A 16,245-nucleotide genomic window follows, 5' to 3' on the forward strand; every position below is an offset into this window, starting at 1 on the left:
CCCCAAGTGACAATTGACGTTCGGCGGCAATGTTGGCGGCATGATGCCAGCCAGAGTTACTCGCCTCGCGCAAGTGGTTGCAGCTTCGATGTGCATGGCATGGCTGAGCGCGGGTTGTGTCGCAACGAACGAGTCGCGCTGCCAGACGCCTGCAGATAAGGCCTTTCGCGTTCTCCCGATCGGCATTTGCGAGGATTACCCTGAGGAATCGCGGTCGATCGCGGCGGCGCGCCGCGATCTGGAAGTGGCAGCCACGAACGGGCTGCGCGTATTGCGGATCGCATTTGGGTGGGATGCGATGGAGCCGGAACGCGGACAGTATGACTGGAGTTTCTGGGACCAGTTCGTTCGCATGGCTACGGAAGAATTCCACATCCGCCTGATCCCCTACGTCTGTTACACGCCGCGCTGGGCTTCGACGAGCAATGAAGACGACTTCTGGCAGCATCCACCGCGCGACAGCGAAGATTTCGCGCGCTTTATGCGGGCACTCGTTGAGCGCTACAAGACCCGCATTCACTCGTGGGAACTATGGAACGAGCCTGATAATCCTGCGTATTGGGCAGGTTCGGTCGAACAGTTTGCAGGGTTGCTCACCGCTGGGGCACGCGCCGTTCGTCAAACCGATCCGAATGCAAAGGTGGTGTTTGGCGGCCTTGCCTGGGACCTCAATTTTCTCGAGTCCGTGCTGACGAACGGCGAGGCGATGGAGCACGTCGATGTTGTGAATCTTCACAACTATTACGAGACGTGGTCGAGCGAGCCGTTGGAGTATCTCCCGGGTTACGTGGGCCGCGCGCGCGACATCCTTCGCCAGCATGGATTGGATCAGCCCATTTGGATGGCCGAGGTCGGCTACAGCAGCTTTCGTCGGGGCGCGCACGTGTCAGGCCAATACCGCGCCCAGTACGGCTACGAGCATACCGACAACTTCCAGGCCGCGGCGTTGTTCCGCATGCTGACCATGCTCGCAGCGATGGACGACGTTTCCCTCATCGCATGGTATCGCATCAACGACCTCCCTCAAACCCAGGAGGTGATCGGCGATGTCAACAACCGGCACCTGGGCGTGTTGGATGAACAGGGTGGCGCAAAGCCTGCAATGCATGCGTTGCGATTTTTCGCTTCACTGTTTGGCCAGGGCTTTCGATGCATCGATCACGAGGTTCGCGTAACGGCTGCCGTTCGACCCAAGTTTCACGCGCATGCGTTTGAACTGCGCGACGGAAGGGTGGTTCTGGTTTCCTGGTTGCAGAACCATGTGTACGGGCAGTGGCGGCCGGGGGATGGAAGCACGGACAATCCAAGACGCGGGTTCGTCAGCGTGCAGTTGCCGTTCGGTGTATCAGGTTCGGCATCGGCTTTTAACGCCGCCGGCGAGCCCGTTCGCGCGACGTTGGCGCGTTCAGCCACGGGCAGCCGGGTTGAAATGAATGTGGCTGCATCCGAGACCACAATTGTCCTGCTGCGGCGGGCGCATCGATGACAGTTTATCGTGCGTTCAACGCCCTGCGCCGCCTTGCCACCATCAAGGTCATTGCCACCATGGCGATTGCCTGAATGGGTCCGCTGATCAGGTAACCGTAGTGCTGGGATTGTGAGACGGCGAGCATTCCCGAGGGCGTGATAAACTTCCAGATGAAAACCGGCAAGGCGGCGTTGAGGAGATATACCAGGGCCAGGGCGAGGCCAGCGATGGCGGTGATTGTGATTGCGCCGCGTCGCTGAAGCCCCTGGCTGATGGCGGCAGTCCAGCGATTGCCGCGACCCGATGTGGCCCACCCTACAAGGAACAGACTTCCTGCGAACGTGAGAAGCTGCCCCGCAACGAACACGGTTGCACCAGTGCTAATGTTCACTTGTTCTGCATTTCGGAAGCCGAGCATGAGGAGGCTTCGGCCGAGTGTGTGAGCGAGACCGTAGACAAGCGCCCAGGTTTGGATTCCGATCAGCATCCAGAGAAACCGGTCCACCCACACAGCCGACGAATTCACTTTCGCGAATTCGCGTTCAAGGGTTTGGCTGCTTCCGATGCGCTTCAAAGCCACCATGAAAGCTTCGTCTTCCAATAATCCGATCCTCTGGAACTCAGCTGTCAGCAGACGCAGATGCAATTCGATTTCATACACATCGTCCGGGCGGAGCGCCGCGGAAGACGCGAAATGCTCGCGCCATTCGCTGATCCTTTGGTTCAGGTCAAACGCGGGTTTCGTTTCCATAGAGCGGTCAGGGTTTCATGCACGGCCATCCACTGTTGCTTTTCCGTTTGCAGCGACGCCCGTCCCTCCTTCCGAAGACGGTAGTATTTTCGCTTCCGGCCAGTTTCGGCTTCGCGCCATTCCGATTCGATCAAACGTTCCTTTTCCATCCAATGCAGAACGGGGTAGAGCATTCCTTCTGTCCATTCGATGCGACCCCGCGATAGCTCGCGCACGCGCTGGATCAGGGCGTAACCGTAGTTTTCCCCCTCGCTGAGCACAGACAGGACCAGCGGCACGGTTGACGCGGCGACTAGTTCCTTTTGAAGCATGGCAGTGTTATGCCTAACAGTGCGAGGCCTTGTCAACAGGTGTTTTGGTGAGCAGCTACTTGCGCTGGAGTCGTTTCTCTGGGCAGTACGGGGTGAAGCCCTGATTGTTCGTCCCGGTGTGCAGCCTACTGTGAAAACAACTTCGAACCACTTCGAAGTCTTTAAAATGAAACGAATACTGATCACCGGTGGGGCAGGGTTCATTGGATCACATCTCACGGACGAACTTCTCGCACAGGGCTATCAAATCCGGATTTTGGATTCTCTCTCCGAACAGGTTCATGGACCCAAACAGCAGCGTCCTGAGTATCTGGATTCTGACGTGGAACTGGTGGTCGGCGATGTGCGTGACCGGGACGCGGTTCGCCGCAGCCTGAAAGGCGTGGACGCGGTTTATCATTTTGCAGCAATGGTCGGCGTGGGCCAGAGCATGTATGAAGTGGCGAAATACACGTCCGTAAACAACGAGGGCACCGCGGTGCTGCTCGAGGCCCTCATTGAGAAGCCCGTGGAGCGGCTCGTGGTTGCATCCAGCATGAGCTTGTATGGAGAGGGGTTGTATCGGACGCCGATAGGAGATTTTGTTCCCGGTCATGAACGCACCCTTGAGGAGCTCAAGGCGCGCGACTGGGAGCTTCACGATGCCGAGGGTGGAGTTCTCACGCCGGTGCCAACGCCCGAAAACAAATCACCGGCCCTCGCTTCCATTTACGCGTTGTCGAAATACGACCAGGAACGGATGTGCCTGATCATCGGCCGCGCATACCAGATTCCGACCGTGGCGCTCCGCTTTTTCAATGTCTACGGAACGCGCCAGGCGCTTTCGAATCCTTACACCGGCGTGATGGCCATATTCGCCTCGCGCTTGTTGAACAACAATCCACCCATGATTTTTGAAGACGGCCTCCAGAAGCGTGACTTCGTGAGCGTTCACGACGTCGCGCGGGGATGCCGTCTGGCTTTGGAAACTCCCGCGGCAGCGGGGCAGGTGTTCAACATCGGAAGCGGCCAGCACTACACGATCAGCGACCTCGCTCAACGCATATCGTCCGTAATGGGCAAGGAGCACATTGAGGCCGAAATTACCGGCAAGTATCGCATTGGCGACGTGCGTCATTGTTTCGCGGACATCAGCCATGCGCGCAGCGTCATCGGCTACGAGCCGCAGGTCTCGCTCGATAATGGCTTGAATGAGTTGGTGACATGGCTCGAGGGCCAGGTTGCGGAAGATCGCGTCGCGCAGGCAAGCGCCGAACTCTCAGCACGAGGTCTGACTGTATGAGCAGGCGAACCACGAAGGCCTTGGGGAGCGACAATGGAGGTGCGGCGGGCCACCTGCACTCGCCAGCAACAGGCGTCAATAGCGTTAACGGGCATCGGGGGCGGCCGGCGCTGATCACAGGAGGCGCCGGGTTTATTGGCACCAACCTCGCGGCCCGGCTGTTGTCGGGTGGCAAGCCCGTGATCCTGTTCGACAATCTTTCCCGCGCAGGGGTTGAGCAAAACCTGGCATGGCTCCAGGCAACCTATGGCACGCTCGTCCAGTTCCAGCATGGGGACATCCGAAACCGCGAAGCCGTTCGCAGGGCTGTCTCAGATGCGGGCCAGGTGTTTCATTTCGCGGCGCAGGTCGCGGTGACAACGAGCCTTGAGGACCCGATTGATGATTTTGAGATCAATGCGCTGGGCACTTTGAATTTGCTGGAAGCCATCCGATCCCGGTCCTCTCCGCCGCCGTTGATCTTCACCAGCACGAACAAGGTTTACGGCCACATGAATGATGTCGCGCTCGTGCAGCGCGAGGAACGTTACGAACCTGCGGATGCGGAGTCGGGGGACTTCGGTTTCGGCGAATCGCGCGCGCTGCATTTTCACAGTCCATACGGCTGTTCGAAGGGAGCCGCGGAGCAATACGTCCTGGACTATGCCAAGACGTTCGGCCTTAAGACTGCGGTATTTCGGATGAGTTGCATCTACGGGCCGCATCAATTCGGCAACGAGGATCAGGGATGGGTCGCTCATTTCCTCATCCGCGCCCTTAACGGTGAACCCATCACACTCTACGGCGATGGCCGGCAGGTGCGGGATATTTTGTTTGTCGAAGATTTGGTGAACGCTTTCCTGCTCGCGCAAGAAAACATCAGTGCCATCAGCGGGCAGGTCTTCAATATTGGCGGCGGGCCGTCGAACACGACGAGCTTGTTAGAGCTTCTGAATCTGATTAGCCACCTGCGCGGACGCGCGCCTTCGGTGCGCTTCGATGCTTGGCGGCCCGCTGACCAGCAATTCTACGTATCTGACACCCGCCGGTTTTCTGAAGCAACGGGCTGGGCCCCTGCCCTCACAGTTCGCGAGGGCGTGACGCAGTTGCACGATTGGCTGGTGAAGAATCGCTCGACTGCCTCATCGATCGATGCTGTCTCCTCTGTGCGCGCCCGTCACCATGGTGGTGTGAGTCTTCGGAAAGTTCCGGCTCGGCGAGTTCCGCGTCTCAAGCGCCTGCCGAACGGAAGCGGTGAACCCCGCGAAACGGATGTTACGCTGGCAACAGCCGTGTAAGCATGGCGCACGTGACTCATGCCGGCTCGGGGACGTCCCTCCTCGGCACCCGCCAAGGCGCTTGCGACGCACCTGCAGCACTGCAGCTTGGCTCCAACGCCACCTTTCGACCAGGACGTTCTGGGCGAAACAGGAACCGCATGGTGGCCGCGGTGCTGGCGGGACCCGGGTTGATCCGGATCGAGGAGCAGCCGGTTCCAGATCCTCGCGAGAATGAAGTCCGTGTCCGCCTTGAGGGCTGCGGTGTCTGCGGATCCAACCTCGCGCCGTGGGAGGGCCGCCCGTGGTTTTCGTATCCGTTCGAAGCTGGCCAGCCGGGACACGAGGGTTGGGGCTATGTGGACGCGATCGGCAGCCGTGTCACAACAGTGGGGATAAACGATCGCGTCGCGTTGCTTTCGTATAGGGCCTTCGCTGAATTTGACGTCGCCCCGGAAAGCGCAGTCGTCAGGCTGCCGCCCGAGTTTGACGGCCAGCCTTTTCCAGGCGAAGCGCTGGGCTGTGCACTGAACGTGTTTCATCGCAGCGACATCAGGAAGGGGCAGACCGTTGCGATCGTCGGAATTGGTTTTCTCGGGGCTGTGTTGACACAACTCTGCGCGCGCGCCGGCGCGAATGTCATCGCTATCACTCGCCGTCCTTTCGCCTTGGAAATGGCCCGGATGATGGGCGCGGCTGAAACCATTCCCATGGACGATCACTGCCGGATCATCGAGAAAGTGAAACGTCTGACAACTGATTTGGGATGTGACCGCGTGATTGAAGCGGTCGGAGCGCAATGGCCTCTCGATTTGGCGGGTGAACTGACACGGGAACGAGGACGGCTCATCATCGCCGGGTATCATCAGGACGGACCACGCCAGGTGAACATGCAGTTGTGGAACTGGCGCGGGCTCGACGTCATCAACGCCCATGAGCGCGAAACCGCCGTTTATGTGAACGGCATTCGCGACGCGGTTGAATCCATGACCGCGGGCAACCTGAACCCGCAACCGCTCTACACCCACGAGTTTTCGCTGGAACGACTGGCGAGCGCCTTGAACGCAATGAAAGCCCGCCCAGCTGAATTTCTGAAAGCCTGGGTTCGCATATCATAATGAAAAGTTTCATGCCAGACCTGCTGGACCAGCCGAGCCCGACAAGACCCGCCGCGAAGAGATGTGCGCGCCCAAGACTCGGTTTTTTAGGCGTCGGCTGGATCGGCCGGAATCGGATGGAAGCGATGGCAGCAAGCGGCGCCATTGAAATCACAGCCATTGCCGAAACTTCGGAAGCATTGCGGACAGAGGCGGCGCGCATCGAACCTCGAGCTGCGGTGTTGGACTCGTTGGACGCCTTGTTGGAGGTGGAACTGGATGGGGTGGTGATCGCCACGCCGAGCGCTTTGCACGCCGATCAGGCGGTTGCTGCGCTCGAGCGTGGCCTCGCCGTCTTTTGCCAGAAGCCGCTGGGACGGAACGCCGCTGAAACCCGGCGCGTGATCGATGCTGCGCGATCCGCAGATCGATTGCTCGGTGTCGATCTCTCCTATCGCTTTATCACTGGTGTTCAACGGATCCGCGAGTTGAACCTGGCAGGGGAGCTCGGGGACATTTACGCCGTCGACCTGACATTTCATAACGCGTATGGGCCCGATAAACCTTGGTTCTACGACGCCCGGTTGTCGGGCGGTGGCTGCGTGATTGATCTTGGGATTCACCTCGTGGATCTCGCCCTGTGGACGTTGCAGTTTCCTCGCCTCCGCAACGTCACCAGCCGCCTCTTTGCACAGGGCCGTCCACTGGCGCGCGACACTGGCGAGGTGGAAGATTATGCAATGGCCCGCCTCGATCTCGAAACCGGCGCAGCCGTGCAGCTCGCCTGCTCATGGAAACTGCCTGCAGGGTGTGACGCCGTGATCTCCGCAGCCTTCTATGGCACGCGAGGCGGGGCTGCCATTCGGAACGTGGGCGGCTCGTTTTATGACTTCGTGGCGGAAAGGTTTATTGGTACACGCCGTGAAATCCTGTCGGACATCGTGGAGCCTTGGGGTCCCCGGGCAGCTGTGAATTGGGCCGAACAGCTGGCACGGGGTGGTAGGTATTCGCCTGATGTCGAAGACCTTCTTGCGGTCGCAGAATCCCTCGATTGCATCTACGGCAATTCGAGACTCCCGATCTGATGACCAACGTCAAATGAATCAGTTGCTGCATCCCAGGCGCGTCTTGATGACCGCGGACACCGTCGGTGGAGTCTGGACCTACGCACTCGAACTGACCCGTGCGCTGGCTCGACACGGTATTGCGATTGGCCTCGCGACGATGGGAGCGCCGATGAGCATGACCCAAAAGGCTGAAGCGGCAGCCGAGTCCAACCTCACTTTATTTGAGAGCGCTTACAAGTTGGAGTGGATGACGGATAGCAGGCGAGATGTGGAGCGCGCCGGGCACTGGCTTCTGGAATTGGAGCAATCGTTTCAACCTGACCTGGTGCATCTGAATGGATTCGCACATGGCGCCCTGCCCTGGGAATGCCCCCGTCTCGTGGTTGGACACTCCTGCGTGCTTTCCTGGTGGCGAGCGGTCCGTGGCAGTGAAGCTCCAGCGGAGTGGGATGATTACCGCGAAGGGGTCATCACTGGATTGCAGGCTGCCGATCTCGTCGTCGCACCGTCCCGGACCATGCTCCAATCACTGATTCGCGATTACGGGCCGTTTAAGCGTTCGCGCGTGATCTACAACGGCCGCCGGCTGCCGAGCATAAAGCCGCGAAAGAAGCACGACCTCGTCTTCGCAGCGGGCCGCCTGTGGGATGACGCGAAGAATATTGGAACGCTTGCCACGGCCGCTAAAAAGCTTGAATGGCCGGTGCTGATCGCGGGAGCGGAGGCGGACCCCGATGGCAACCTCGCGCGATTCCGAAATCTGTCCTGCCTGGGGAATTTATCACCCACAGACATGGCGGGCGCTTTGCAGCGGGCGGCGATCTATGCATTGCCGGCACGCTACGAACCGTTCGGGCTCTCGGCGCTTGAAGCGGCGCTGAGTCACTGCGCACTCGTGCTGGGCGACATTCCCAGCCTGCGTGAGATTTGGGAGGACGCCGCGGTGTATGTGGATCCTGATGATGCCGTCGCATTGCAGGCGACGCTTTCCGGATTGATTGCCGACCCGCACGAGCGCGCCCGTCTGGCGGATGCCGCGTTTGCGCAGGCGCAGCGTTACACACCCGAGACGATGGCGGATGTCTACATGCATGCGTATGCAGAATTGCTGGCGCGCCGTGTCGCAGCTGCGAACGAGCCGGAGGCGGCTCCCGCCGTGGCCTCTTCAGATTCCAACGCAGCGCCTCTCGCTGCCGGAACTGGCTCATGAAAATCGTTCTCTTTTATCATTCGCTTCTCTCCGACTGGAACCACGGCAACGCTCATTTCCTTCGCGGAGTCGTCTCCGACCTGCTGGCACGGGGACACGACGTGGCCGTGTATGAACCTCACGACGCATGGAGTCTGAAGAATCTGCTGGAGCAGCATGGCGAGAAGCCGGTCGAAGATTTCCGCCGCGTCTATCCGGGCCTCAGTTCCATCCGATATGACCTTGCGCGGCTGGATCTCGACGAAGTCTTGAGCGGGGCCGAAATTGTCATCGTTCACGAATGGAACGATCATCAACTGGTTCGCCGCGTGGGGGAGCATCGTGCCCGCTACGACACGTATCGATTGTTCTTTCACGACACGCACCATCGGATGGTCACTGCGCCTGAAAGCATGGCAGCGTATGAGCTCTCCCACTACGATGGCGTGCTCGCTTACGGGGACGTGCTTCGCGAATTATATGAAAACAGCGGCCGTGTCCGGCAAGCGTGGACTTGGCACGAGGCGGCCGATGTCCGCGTTTTCAGCCCGCATCCGGAAGTCGCCAAATGCGGAGACCTGGTTTGGGTGGGCAATTGGGGCGATGACGAACGCACCACCGAGCTGGATGAATTCCTGATTCAACCCTGCGCCGCCCTGAAGCTCAGTGCGCGCGTGCATGGCGTGAGGTATCCGGCGGCAGCGGTTCAGCGGCTGACAGCAGCAGGAATCGAATACTCGGGATGGCTCCCAAATTTCGCCGCGCCCGGCGTGTTTGCGCAACATCGTGTCACGGTCCACATCCCTCGCCGGCCCTACGTGCAGGCGCTTCCGGGAATTCCGACGATCCGCGTTTTCGAAGCGCTGGCGTGCGGCATCCCGTTGATCTGTTCGCCATGGAATGACGTCGAGGGGCTGTTCGAACCGGGAAAAGATTTTCTCGTGGCGCGGAACGGGGCGGAAATGAGTGCGCAACTTCGTGCTGTCCTGAACGAACCTGAATTTGGACGCGAATTGGCGCAGCATGGCCTGCAAACCGTCCATGAACATCACACGTGCGCGCATCGCGTGGATGAACTGCTTTCCATTCATGCCGCCCTGAAAGAGCGCGCAACGGGTGTCATCGCCTCAGCATCTTTATGAGTGGCTTGAACATTTCTTTCTTCGGCTCGAGCGTGGTATCGGCTTACTGGAACGGCGCGGCTACTTACTATCGGGGCCTTGTCCGCGCATTGCACGATCGCGGACATCGGGTGACGTTTTACGAACCCGACGCCTACGAGCGCCAGCAGCATCGAGACATTCCGGACCCGCCTTGGGCTCGCGTTGTGGTTTATGAGAATAATGAAGCGGCGGTGCTGAAAGCCGTTCAACAGGCCCGCGCAAGCGACCTTGTCATCAAGTGCAGCGGCGTCGGCGTCTTCGACGATCTGCTTGAACGCGCCGTGCTGGAACTGCAGACCGCGAGCCGTCTCGTGGCGTTTCTCGATGTGGATGCTCCGGCAACTCTCGATCGAATTCAGTCGGACCCTCGCGATCCCTTCAACCGATTGATCCCGCAGTACAATTTCATCCTCACTTACGGCGGCGGCGACCCCGTGGTGAACACATATCGGAAGGCCGGAGCCCGGGAGTGCGTCCCAATCTACAATGCATTGGATCCGCACACGCACTTCCCGGCTGAGCCTGATTCACGGTTCACAGGCGACCTTGGGTTCCTGGGGAATCGGATGCCGGATCGCGAGACGCGCGTGGAGGAATTTTTTCTGAAACCTGCGGCCCTGTTGCCGAAACATCGTTTTCTTCTCGGCGGAAACGGCTGGCAGGACAAGCGGATGCCCGCGAACGTCAATTATCTCGGGCACGTATACACACAGGAGCACAACGCATTCAATTCCACGCCAAGGACGGTTTTGAATGTGAACCGCAGCAGCATGGCGCGGTACGGTTTTTCGCCACCGACGCGGGTGTTTGAAGCGGCAGGAGCGGGCGCCTGCCTGATAACGGATGCATGGGAGGGAATTGAGATGTTCCTTGAACCCGGACGCGAGGTGCTCGTGGCAGGCAGCGGCGAGGAAGTTGCCGAACACCTGAGAAGACTCAGTCCCGATGAGTCGCGCCGCATCGGCAACGCCGCGTTGCAACGGGTCCTTTCCGAACACACTTACGCGCATCGTGCCGGCCAGTTCGAGAAAGTCGTGGCAGGCAAATGGGACGCCGTGCGGCCGCGTTCCGGAGAAACCTGGACGGAGCAGAGTGCGAGCGCCGCTGTTGCACGAGAGATCGTTCGGAATCCGTAGAGGAGTTCATGGATTTTTGCGAGCTGTCACATGAAAGCGAAGTTAAACACAATCCACACGACGGTATTGCCAAAGTTGAAGAGCGAATTCTTGTTCCGCCACTCCACCAACGAACATGCCGCCCGCGCGGTTAGCCCTGTGGCCTCGCGCGGCACGGACATCGCCACTCTGCTGCCCGCTTCGGGACCGGAGCTCGAATCGATGAAGTCCCGCCGTCGAGGGTTGAAGATTGTCATCATCGGCCTTTCGATTACCTCCTCCTGGGGCAATGGACACGCCACGACCTATCGCGGGCTGGTGCGCGAACTGAGTGGGCGCGGACACGACGTGCTGTTCCTTGAACGCGACACGGAATGGTATGCTTCCAATCGCGACCTTCCGAATCCGCCTTATGGGCGGACGGAATTGTATCGCGACATCGCGGAGTTGAAGGATCGATTCAGCGGGGAAGTGCGGCAGGCTGATGCCGTCGTCGTGGGATCGTACGTGCCGGACGGAATCGCTGTCGGTGAATGGGTGACCGATCTGGCGCAGGGAGTGACCGCCTTCTATGACATCGACACCCCGGTGACCATGGCGAACCTTCTCTCGGGGCGGGTCGACTACTTGTCATCTTCGCTGATCCCGCGTTATCACCTGTATCTTTCGTTCACCGGCGGCCCGATTCTGGATCACATCGAGAAGCATTACCATTCACCCATGGCCCGGCCGCTTTATTGTTCGGTGGACGCCATGCTTTATTTTCCGGAAGAGTGCGAGCGAAAGTGGGATCTCGGTTACATGGGGACCTATAGCGACGATCGGCAGCCAGTGCTTGACCGGCTTCTGCTCGAGCCCGCGCGGCAATGGGATTCCGGGCGCTTCGTTGTGGCGGGTCCGCAGTATCCGCGTTCCATCCGCTGGCCGCGAAACGTTCGGCGATTTACACATCTTTCGCCTGAGAAGCATCGGTCGTTTTACAATTCGCAGCGGTTCACCCTTAATGTCACGCGCGCGGACATGGTGGCGGCCGGATACTCACCGAGCGTCAGACTGTTCGAGGCAGCTGCCTGTGGGACGCCAATCATCAGCGATTGGTGGGAAGGCCTGGACCAGTTCTTCGAGCCTGGAAAGGAGATTTTGATTTCGCGGTCCAGTGGCGAAACCCTGGACTTTCTGCGCAACGTGCCGGAGATCGACCGCCGGCGCATTGGCTATCGTGCCCGCGAATGCGTGCTCGCGAGGCATACTTCCCGCCAGCGCGCGCAGGAACTTGAATCGTATGTGCTCGGGTTGCTGAAGCGCACGACGGTTCGAAGCAGTGCCGCGTGATTTTGTGGCAGGCGAAAGGTGCCCTCCAGGTCGCCATGAAAATCGTCATCTTTGGCCTGACGCTTAGTTCTTCGTGGGGCAACGGACATGCCACCCTTTGGCGTGGTCTGTGTCGCGCCCTCATTCAGCGCGGCCATGCCATCGAGTTCTACGAACGGGATGTTCCCTATTACGCGTCGCACCGCGACCTCACTGAACTCGAAGGAGGCCAATTGGTGTTGTATCCAGAGTGGGACAACGTGAGGGACCGGGCGCAACGCGCGTTGTCGGACGCGGATGTGGGAATGGTGACCTCCTACTGTGCCGATGGAATCGCCGCTACGGAACTCGTGCTGGAGTCCGCGGCGCGGCTGAAAACATTTTACGACCTCGACACCCCGGTCACCCTGCATCATCTGCGGTCGGGCGGGAACGTCAGCTACATCGGACCGCGCGGCCTTTGCGATTTCGACCTGGTGCTGAGTTACACAGGCGGACGCGCGCTGGACCAGCTTCGGATCGAACTGGGCGCGCGGCGGGTGGCTCCCCTGTACGGCAGCGTCGACCCCACCGTGCATCGCCGGGTCAGCCCCGTGGATATGTTTCGGAGCGATCTGTCGTACCTGGGAACCTATGCAGCGGACCGCCAGGCAGCCCTTCAGAAGTTGTTCATTGATCCTGCGCGGCAGCTGCCCAATAAAAGGTTTCTGATCGGCGGTGCGCTATATCCCGGGGAGTTTCCGTGGACGAGCAATATTTACTTCGCATCGCACGTGGCACCCACGGACCACCCCGCGTTTTACAGCTCATCGCGCATGACATTGAACGTCACGCGGCAGGCGATGGCGGAAATGGGATTTTGCCCCTCAGGGCGGCTGTTCGAGGCGGCGGCATGCGGAACGCCCATCTTGAGCGATTGGTGGGAGGGTCTCGATGAGTTCTTTGCTCCGGGCGAACAGATCCTGGTTGCTGCATCCACGGACGACGCCGTCGCCGCGCTCGACCGGTCGGATCTGGATTTGGAACAAATCGGGAATGCCGCTCGCGAACGGGCGCTGACGGAACACACCGCCGAACGCCGGGCGATCGACTTGGAATCGCTTTTGGACGCCGCGGTGGCAAACGAACGGATGGCATCCAACGGGCGCGTGTAAGCGCATTTTCGGGGTTAAACCCTTACGGTGCTCATCCCATTGGGGGCTCCTTGTTTTTCTGCGAAAACTGGATGCAGTCTATGTGGGGAATCATACCAGCAGCGGGCGCGGGAAGCAGAATTCAGCCGCTCGCATTCTCGAAGGAGCTGTTGCCCGTCGGCAGCCGCAGGGAGGATGGAACGGAACGTCCACGTGCTGTCAGTGAATATCTCATCGAGCGCATGATGCTCGGCGGCGCGACCAAGATCTGCTTCGTGATTTCGCCCGGCAAATCCGACATCCTTTCGTATTACGGCGGTGGATATGGAGCAGCCGAATTTGCATACGTAATCCAGCCCCGGCCTGGCGGGCTTTGCGACGCAGTTTTCCGTGCCGCGCCGCTGATTTCTCGCGATGAGCCCGTGATCGTGGGTTTGCCTGACACGGTCTGGTTTCCCGAATCCGCGCTGCGGCAGTTGCCCGACGACCGCCTTTCCTTCCTGCTGTTTCCGGTGGATAGACCAGAGTTTTTCGATGCGGTGAACACGGATGAAACGGGTCGCGTGACCTGCATTCAAGTGAAGCAGAAGGATGCGCAGACGCGTTGGATTTGGGGTGCATTCAAGATGCCGGGCTCCGTTTACCACGAGCTCCACGAACTCTGGAAACAGCCGGAACGCGGCGACGAATACTTCGGAACGCTCGTGAATGCCTACCTGGCAATCGGCGGCGAAGCGGTGGGCGTGCGCGCGGGCGAATCGTACGTCGACATTGGAACGCTGCATGGCTACCGGTCCGCGATCACTCTCCTGAGCACAGCCAGCGAACAACAGGAACGTGAGAACGGGACTGAGAGCGTGCTCCTCAATTGCAGGCCCCAGCCAGCCGGCCGATGCGTGGAACCGATCCTTTCAACCCGAACGCGATAGCCGCCGCGCCATTCAGTATGAGTCCCATTTCCACCACTCCGTCCCTCACCCCGGAAGAAGTCCGCGAGCGTGTTGCGGGACTGGGAGCGTGGTTTCACAATCTGAATCTCCGCGGGGTGCAGACTGCGCCCGACCATTTCCTCGGCAACTACCCTGAAATCAAATGGCAGGCATTTGCGGATTCGATCCCTGCCGATCTCAGCGGAAAGACGGTTCTGGATATTGGCTGCAATGGCGGCTTCTACTCGATTGAAATGAAGCGCCGCGGTGCTGAGCGGGTGGTCGGCATTGACTTTGATGAACGATACCTGGCGCAGGCCCGTTTTGCCGCGGAGGTATCCGGGGTCGAGATCGATTTTCGGCAGATGTCGGTTTACGACGTGGCCCAGCTCGGTGAGAAGTTCGACATCGTTCTGTTTATGGGTGTGCTTTATCACCTGCGCCACCCGCTGCTTGCGCTCGACCTCATCCGTGAGCACGTGACTCGCGACCTGTTCGTGTTTCAATCCATGCAGCGTGGCAGCAGCGAAATGATGCCGGTCAAGAGTGACTACCAATTCTGGCAGACCGACATCTTCGATAATCCAGCCTTTCCGCGGATGTATTTCATCGAGCATCGGTACGCTGGCGACCCGACCAATTGGTGGGTGCCCAATCGCGCATGTGCTGAAGCGATGTTGCGAAGCGCCGGATTCGAAATCGAGGCGCATCCTGAGGCCGAGGTTTTTGTATGCCGCTGCGGCGCGTTTGCCGGACCCGGCGGCGCGGTTTACCCGGCAACTTCCCGTTTATGACAAGCCACTGGTCCCAACTGTTGTTCTCTAACGCCACAGCGCCGCGCATGGCGGTTGTCGCAGCTTATCCCGCCGCTGAGGTGATCGGCGCCGGGGTCCAATTGCGGCGCTGGTCGCACGCGCAGGTCGTGCATGTCACTGATGGCGCACCGCGAAACTCCGTCGATGTCTGGCGCGCCGGCTTCGTCACGTCGGAGGAGTATGCGTCGTTCCGCCAGCGCGAAGCGATCACCGCCCTGGCGCTGACAGGAATTCAGGTGCGCCAGCTGCACCCGCTTGGTTTTGCCGCGCAGGAAACCACGCTTAACCTGGTCTCATTAACGGAGACGATGGTGGACAAATTGCTCGAACTGCAGCCGCAAGTGGTCCTTACCCATGCGTACGAAGGGGGCCATCCGGACAACGATGCCACAGCCTTTGCTGTCCACACCGCATGCGCGATTTTGCAACAGGAATTGGGAGTTCAGCCGCTTATCGTGGAGTTCGCCGGGTATTTCAATCGCGCGGGGATAATGGCGACCGGTGAGTTCCTTCCCCGTGCGCGGCAGGAGGTCGTGACCCGCGTCCTCACGCCAGCGGAGCGCCAGTTCAAGCAGCAGCTGTTTGCTTGCTGCCAGACGCAGCGAGACCGGCTGCAGTATTTCCCCATTGGCCACGAGCGCTTCCGCCTGGCGCCGGTTTACGACTTCGCCCAGGCGCCACATCCGGGAAAGCTTCATTACGAATTATTCGAATGGGGAACGACCGGCGAACGGTGGCGCAAGCTTGCAGGCGCGGCCCTGCGCCGTTTCACCGAGGACGATATCGTTGCGTCGCGGCTGGCGGCAACCACACATGAATCGCACACTCCACTATGCAATTGACCGTTTTAAACGTCGTTCATCCCTCCGCCGGATTCGGCCCCGAATCTGACGGGGAAGCTGGCCACATGTTGAGGCACCTGGATGCCGCACTGAACCGCGCGGGACATCACTCAATCGTGATTGCACCCGAAGGCTATGACGTGGAAGGGATTTTGGTCGAGATGCCCAGACCCGAAACTCCCCTCAACGAAGCGGGAGAGGAGCAGGTTCGAGCGCAGTATCGTGCGACGATCGAAATGCTGCTGAGCACATGGCGTTTCGACGTGATTCATTTGCACGGGTTCGATTCCGACGAATGTCTCCCACACTCCAACGTGCCGATTGTTGTCACACCCAAAAGCGACACGGGCGTTTCTCTGAACACGGATCCGGGGCGGCCGGGCGCGCCAGGAGAGATGGGTCAGTTCGTTGAAAACTACGTGGCAACGTATCATCGGCTGGCTGGCGAAAGGATCCAGCGCGAGCGCGAAGCCCAGGAACAGCAGCAGAGCTTCGCGGTCTGAGGGGCGGTTGTTT

At 59.7% G+C, this 16,245-nt stretch carries 16 protein-coding genes; 14 read left to right on the plus strand and 2 right to left on the minus strand.

The window, feature by feature from the left end; all coding sequences use genetic code 11:
• Positions 1 to 40 precede the first annotated feature (40 nt).
• On the plus strand, positions 41 to 1,486 hold the full coding sequence (locus tag VEH04_02130) for a beta-galactosidase (protein ID HYG21551.1): 1,446 nt from the start codon (positions 41 to 43) through the stop codon (positions 1,484 to 1,486).
• A 4-nt stretch (positions 1,487 to 1,490) separates the two neighbouring features.
• Here VEH04_02130 and VEH04_02135 read toward each other — a convergent pair whose 3' ends face one another.
• Positions 1,491 to 2,219, minus strand: coding sequence for a hypothetical protein (locus VEH04_02135; protein HYG21552.1), 729 nt, complete (start codon positions 2,217 to 2,219; stop codon positions 1,491 to 1,493).
• Positions 2,192 to 2,530 (minus strand): helix-turn-helix transcriptional regulator, encoded by a 339-nt coding sequence (locus VEH04_02140; protein ID HYG21553.1) that lies wholly within the window; start codon positions 2,528 to 2,530, stop codon positions 2,192 to 2,194. Before VEH04_02140 ends, VEH04_02135 begins: the two co-directional genes overlap by 28 nt.
• 166 nt (positions 2,531 to 2,696) lie before the next feature.
• On the opposite strand from VEH04_02140, the gene VEH04_02145 reads away from it, so the two are divergent.
• The 13 genes from VEH04_02145 (at position 2,697) to VEH04_02205 (ending at position 16,232) form a co-directional block, all read left to right on the plus strand.
• On the plus strand, positions 2,697 to 3,812 hold the full coding sequence (locus VEH04_02145; GenBank protein HYG21554.1) for an SDR family NAD(P)-dependent oxidoreductase: 1,116 nt from the start codon (positions 2,697 to 2,699) through the stop codon (positions 3,810 to 3,812).
• On the plus strand, positions 3,809 to 5,089 hold the full coding sequence (locus VEH04_02150; GenBank protein ID HYG21555.1) for an NAD-dependent epimerase/dehydratase family protein: 1,281 nt from the start codon (positions 3,809 to 3,811) through the stop codon (positions 5,087 to 5,089). Before VEH04_02145 ends, VEH04_02150 begins: the two co-directional genes overlap by 4 nt.
• A gap of 140 nt (positions 5,090 to 5,229) precedes the next feature.
• On the plus strand, positions 5,230 to 6,186 hold the full coding sequence (locus tag VEH04_02155; protein ID HYG21556.1) for a zinc-binding dehydrogenase: 957 nt from the start codon (positions 5,230 to 5,232) through the stop codon (positions 6,184 to 6,186).
• An 11-nt stretch (positions 6,187 to 6,197) separates the two neighbouring features.
• Complete coding sequence (locus VEH04_02160; GenBank protein HYG21557.1) at positions 6,198 to 7,250, plus strand: Gfo/Idh/MocA family oxidoreductase; 1,053 nt, start codon at positions 6,198 to 6,200, stop codon at positions 7,248 to 7,250.
• A 13-nt stretch (positions 7,251 to 7,263) separates the two neighbouring features.
• A complete protein-coding gene (locus VEH04_02165; GenBank protein ID HYG21558.1) occupies positions 7,264 to 8,442 on the plus strand; it encodes a glycosyltransferase family 4 protein in 1,179 nt (392 codons plus the stop codon).
• Positions 8,439 to 9,563, plus strand: a complete 1,125-nt coding sequence (locus VEH04_02170) for a glycosyltransferase (protein HYG21559.1) — start codon at positions 8,439 to 8,441, stop codon at positions 9,561 to 9,563. Before VEH04_02165 ends, VEH04_02170 begins: the two co-directional genes overlap by 4 nt.
• The gene (locus VEH04_02175; protein ID HYG21560.1) at positions 9,560 to 10,720 is read left to right on the plus strand and encodes a glycosyltransferase; all 1,161 of its coding nucleotides are present in this window, start codon (positions 9,560 to 9,562) and stop codon (positions 10,718 to 10,720) included. Before VEH04_02170 ends, VEH04_02175 begins: the two co-directional genes overlap by 4 nt.
• Positions 10,721 to 10,921: 201 nt before the next feature.
• Positions 10,922 to 12,031, plus strand: a complete 1,110-nt coding sequence (locus tag VEH04_02180) for a glycosyltransferase (GenBank protein HYG21561.1) — start codon at positions 10,922 to 10,924, stop codon at positions 12,029 to 12,031.
• Between the two features lie 35 nt (positions 12,032 to 12,066).
• Entirely contained in the window at positions 12,067 to 13,164 is a 1,098-nt protein-coding gene (locus VEH04_02185; protein ID HYG21562.1) for a glycosyltransferase, read from the plus strand.
• 80 nt (positions 13,165 to 13,244) lie between these two features.
• Positions 13,245 to 14,072 (plus strand): sugar phosphate nucleotidyltransferase, encoded by an 828-nt coding sequence (locus tag VEH04_02190; GenBank protein HYG21563.1) that lies wholly within the window; start codon positions 13,245 to 13,247, stop codon positions 14,070 to 14,072.
• A gap of 17 nt (positions 14,073 to 14,089) precedes the next feature.
• On the plus strand, positions 14,090 to 14,866 hold the full coding sequence (locus VEH04_02195) for a TIGR04290 family methyltransferase (protein ID HYG21564.1): 777 nt from the start codon (positions 14,090 to 14,092) through the stop codon (positions 14,864 to 14,866).
• The gene (locus VEH04_02200) at positions 14,863 to 15,729 is read left to right on the plus strand and encodes a PIG-L family deacetylase (protein HYG21565.1); all 867 of its coding nucleotides are present in this window, start codon (positions 14,863 to 14,865) and stop codon (positions 15,727 to 15,729) included. The genes VEH04_02195 and VEH04_02200 overlap by 4 nt, the downstream gene beginning before the upstream one ends.
• Positions 15,720 to 16,232, plus strand: coding sequence for a glycosyltransferase (locus VEH04_02205; protein ID HYG21566.1), 513 nt, complete (start codon positions 15,720 to 15,722; stop codon positions 16,230 to 16,232). Before VEH04_02200 ends, VEH04_02205 begins: the two co-directional genes overlap by 10 nt.
• The last annotated feature ends 13 nt before the right edge of the window (positions 16,233 to 16,245 follow it).

The sequence above is a fragment of the Verrucomicrobiia bacterium genome (assembly GCA_035629175.1).
Taxonomy (GTDB): domain Bacteria; phylum Verrucomicrobiota; class Verrucomicrobiia; order Limisphaerales; family DASXHY01; genus DASXHY01.

Bases quoted from the DNA above. Each gene is read 5' to 3' on its own strand.
- VEH04_02205 (HYG21566.1), top strand. From the start codon at position 15,720: ATGCAATTGACCGTTTTAAACGTCGTTCATCCCTCCGCCGGATTCGGC.
- VEH04_02160 (HYG21557.1), top strand. From the start codon at position 6,198: ATGCCAGACCTGCTGGACCAGCCGAGCCCGACAAGACCCGCCGCGAAG.
- VEH04_02145 (HYG21554.1), top strand. From the start codon at position 2,697: ATGAAACGAATACTGATCACCGGTGGGGCAGGGTTCATTGGATCACAT.
- VEH04_02140 (HYG21553.1), bottom strand. From the start codon at position 2,530: ATGCTTCAAAAGGAACTAGTCGCCGCGTCAACCGTGCCGCTGGTCCTG.
- VEH04_02135 (HYG21552.1), bottom strand. From the start codon at position 2,219: ATGGAAACGAAACCCGCGTTTGACCTGAACCAAAGGATCAGCGAATGG.
- VEH04_02195 (HYG21564.1), top strand. From the start codon at position 14,090: ATGAGTCCCATTTCCACCACTCCGTCCCTCACCCCGGAAGAAGTCCGC.
- VEH04_02155 (HYG21556.1), top strand. From the start codon at position 5,230: ATGGTGGCCGCGGTGCTGGCGGGACCCGGGTTGATCCGGATCGAGGAG.
- VEH04_02190 (HYG21563.1), top strand. From the start codon at position 13,245: ATGTGGGGAATCATACCAGCAGCGGGCGCGGGAAGCAGAATTCAGCCG.
- VEH04_02130 (HYG21551.1), top strand. From the start codon at position 41: ATGATGCCAGCCAGAGTTACTCGCCTCGCGCAAGTGGTTGCAGCTTCG.
- VEH04_02150 (HYG21555.1), top strand. From the start codon at position 3,809: ATGAGCAGGCGAACCACGAAGGCCTTGGGGAGCGACAATGGAGGTGCG.
- VEH04_02165 (HYG21558.1), top strand. From the start codon at position 7,264: ATGAATCAGTTGCTGCATCCCAGGCGCGTCTTGATGACCGCGGACACC.
- VEH04_02200 (HYG21565.1), top strand. From the start codon at position 14,863: ATGACAAGCCACTGGTCCCAACTGTTGTTCTCTAACGCCACAGCGCCG.
- VEH04_02180 (HYG21561.1), top strand. From the start codon at position 10,922: ATGAAGTCCCGCCGTCGAGGGTTGAAGATTGTCATCATCGGCCTTTCG.
- VEH04_02175 (HYG21560.1), top strand. From the start codon at position 9,560: ATGAGTGGCTTGAACATTTCTTTCTTCGGCTCGAGCGTGGTATCGGCT.
- VEH04_02185 (HYG21562.1), top strand. From the start codon at position 12,067: ATGAAAATCGTCATCTTTGGCCTGACGCTTAGTTCTTCGTGGGGCAAC.
- VEH04_02170 (HYG21559.1), top strand. From the start codon at position 8,439: ATGAAAATCGTTCTCTTTTATCATTCGCTTCTCTCCGACTGGAACCAC.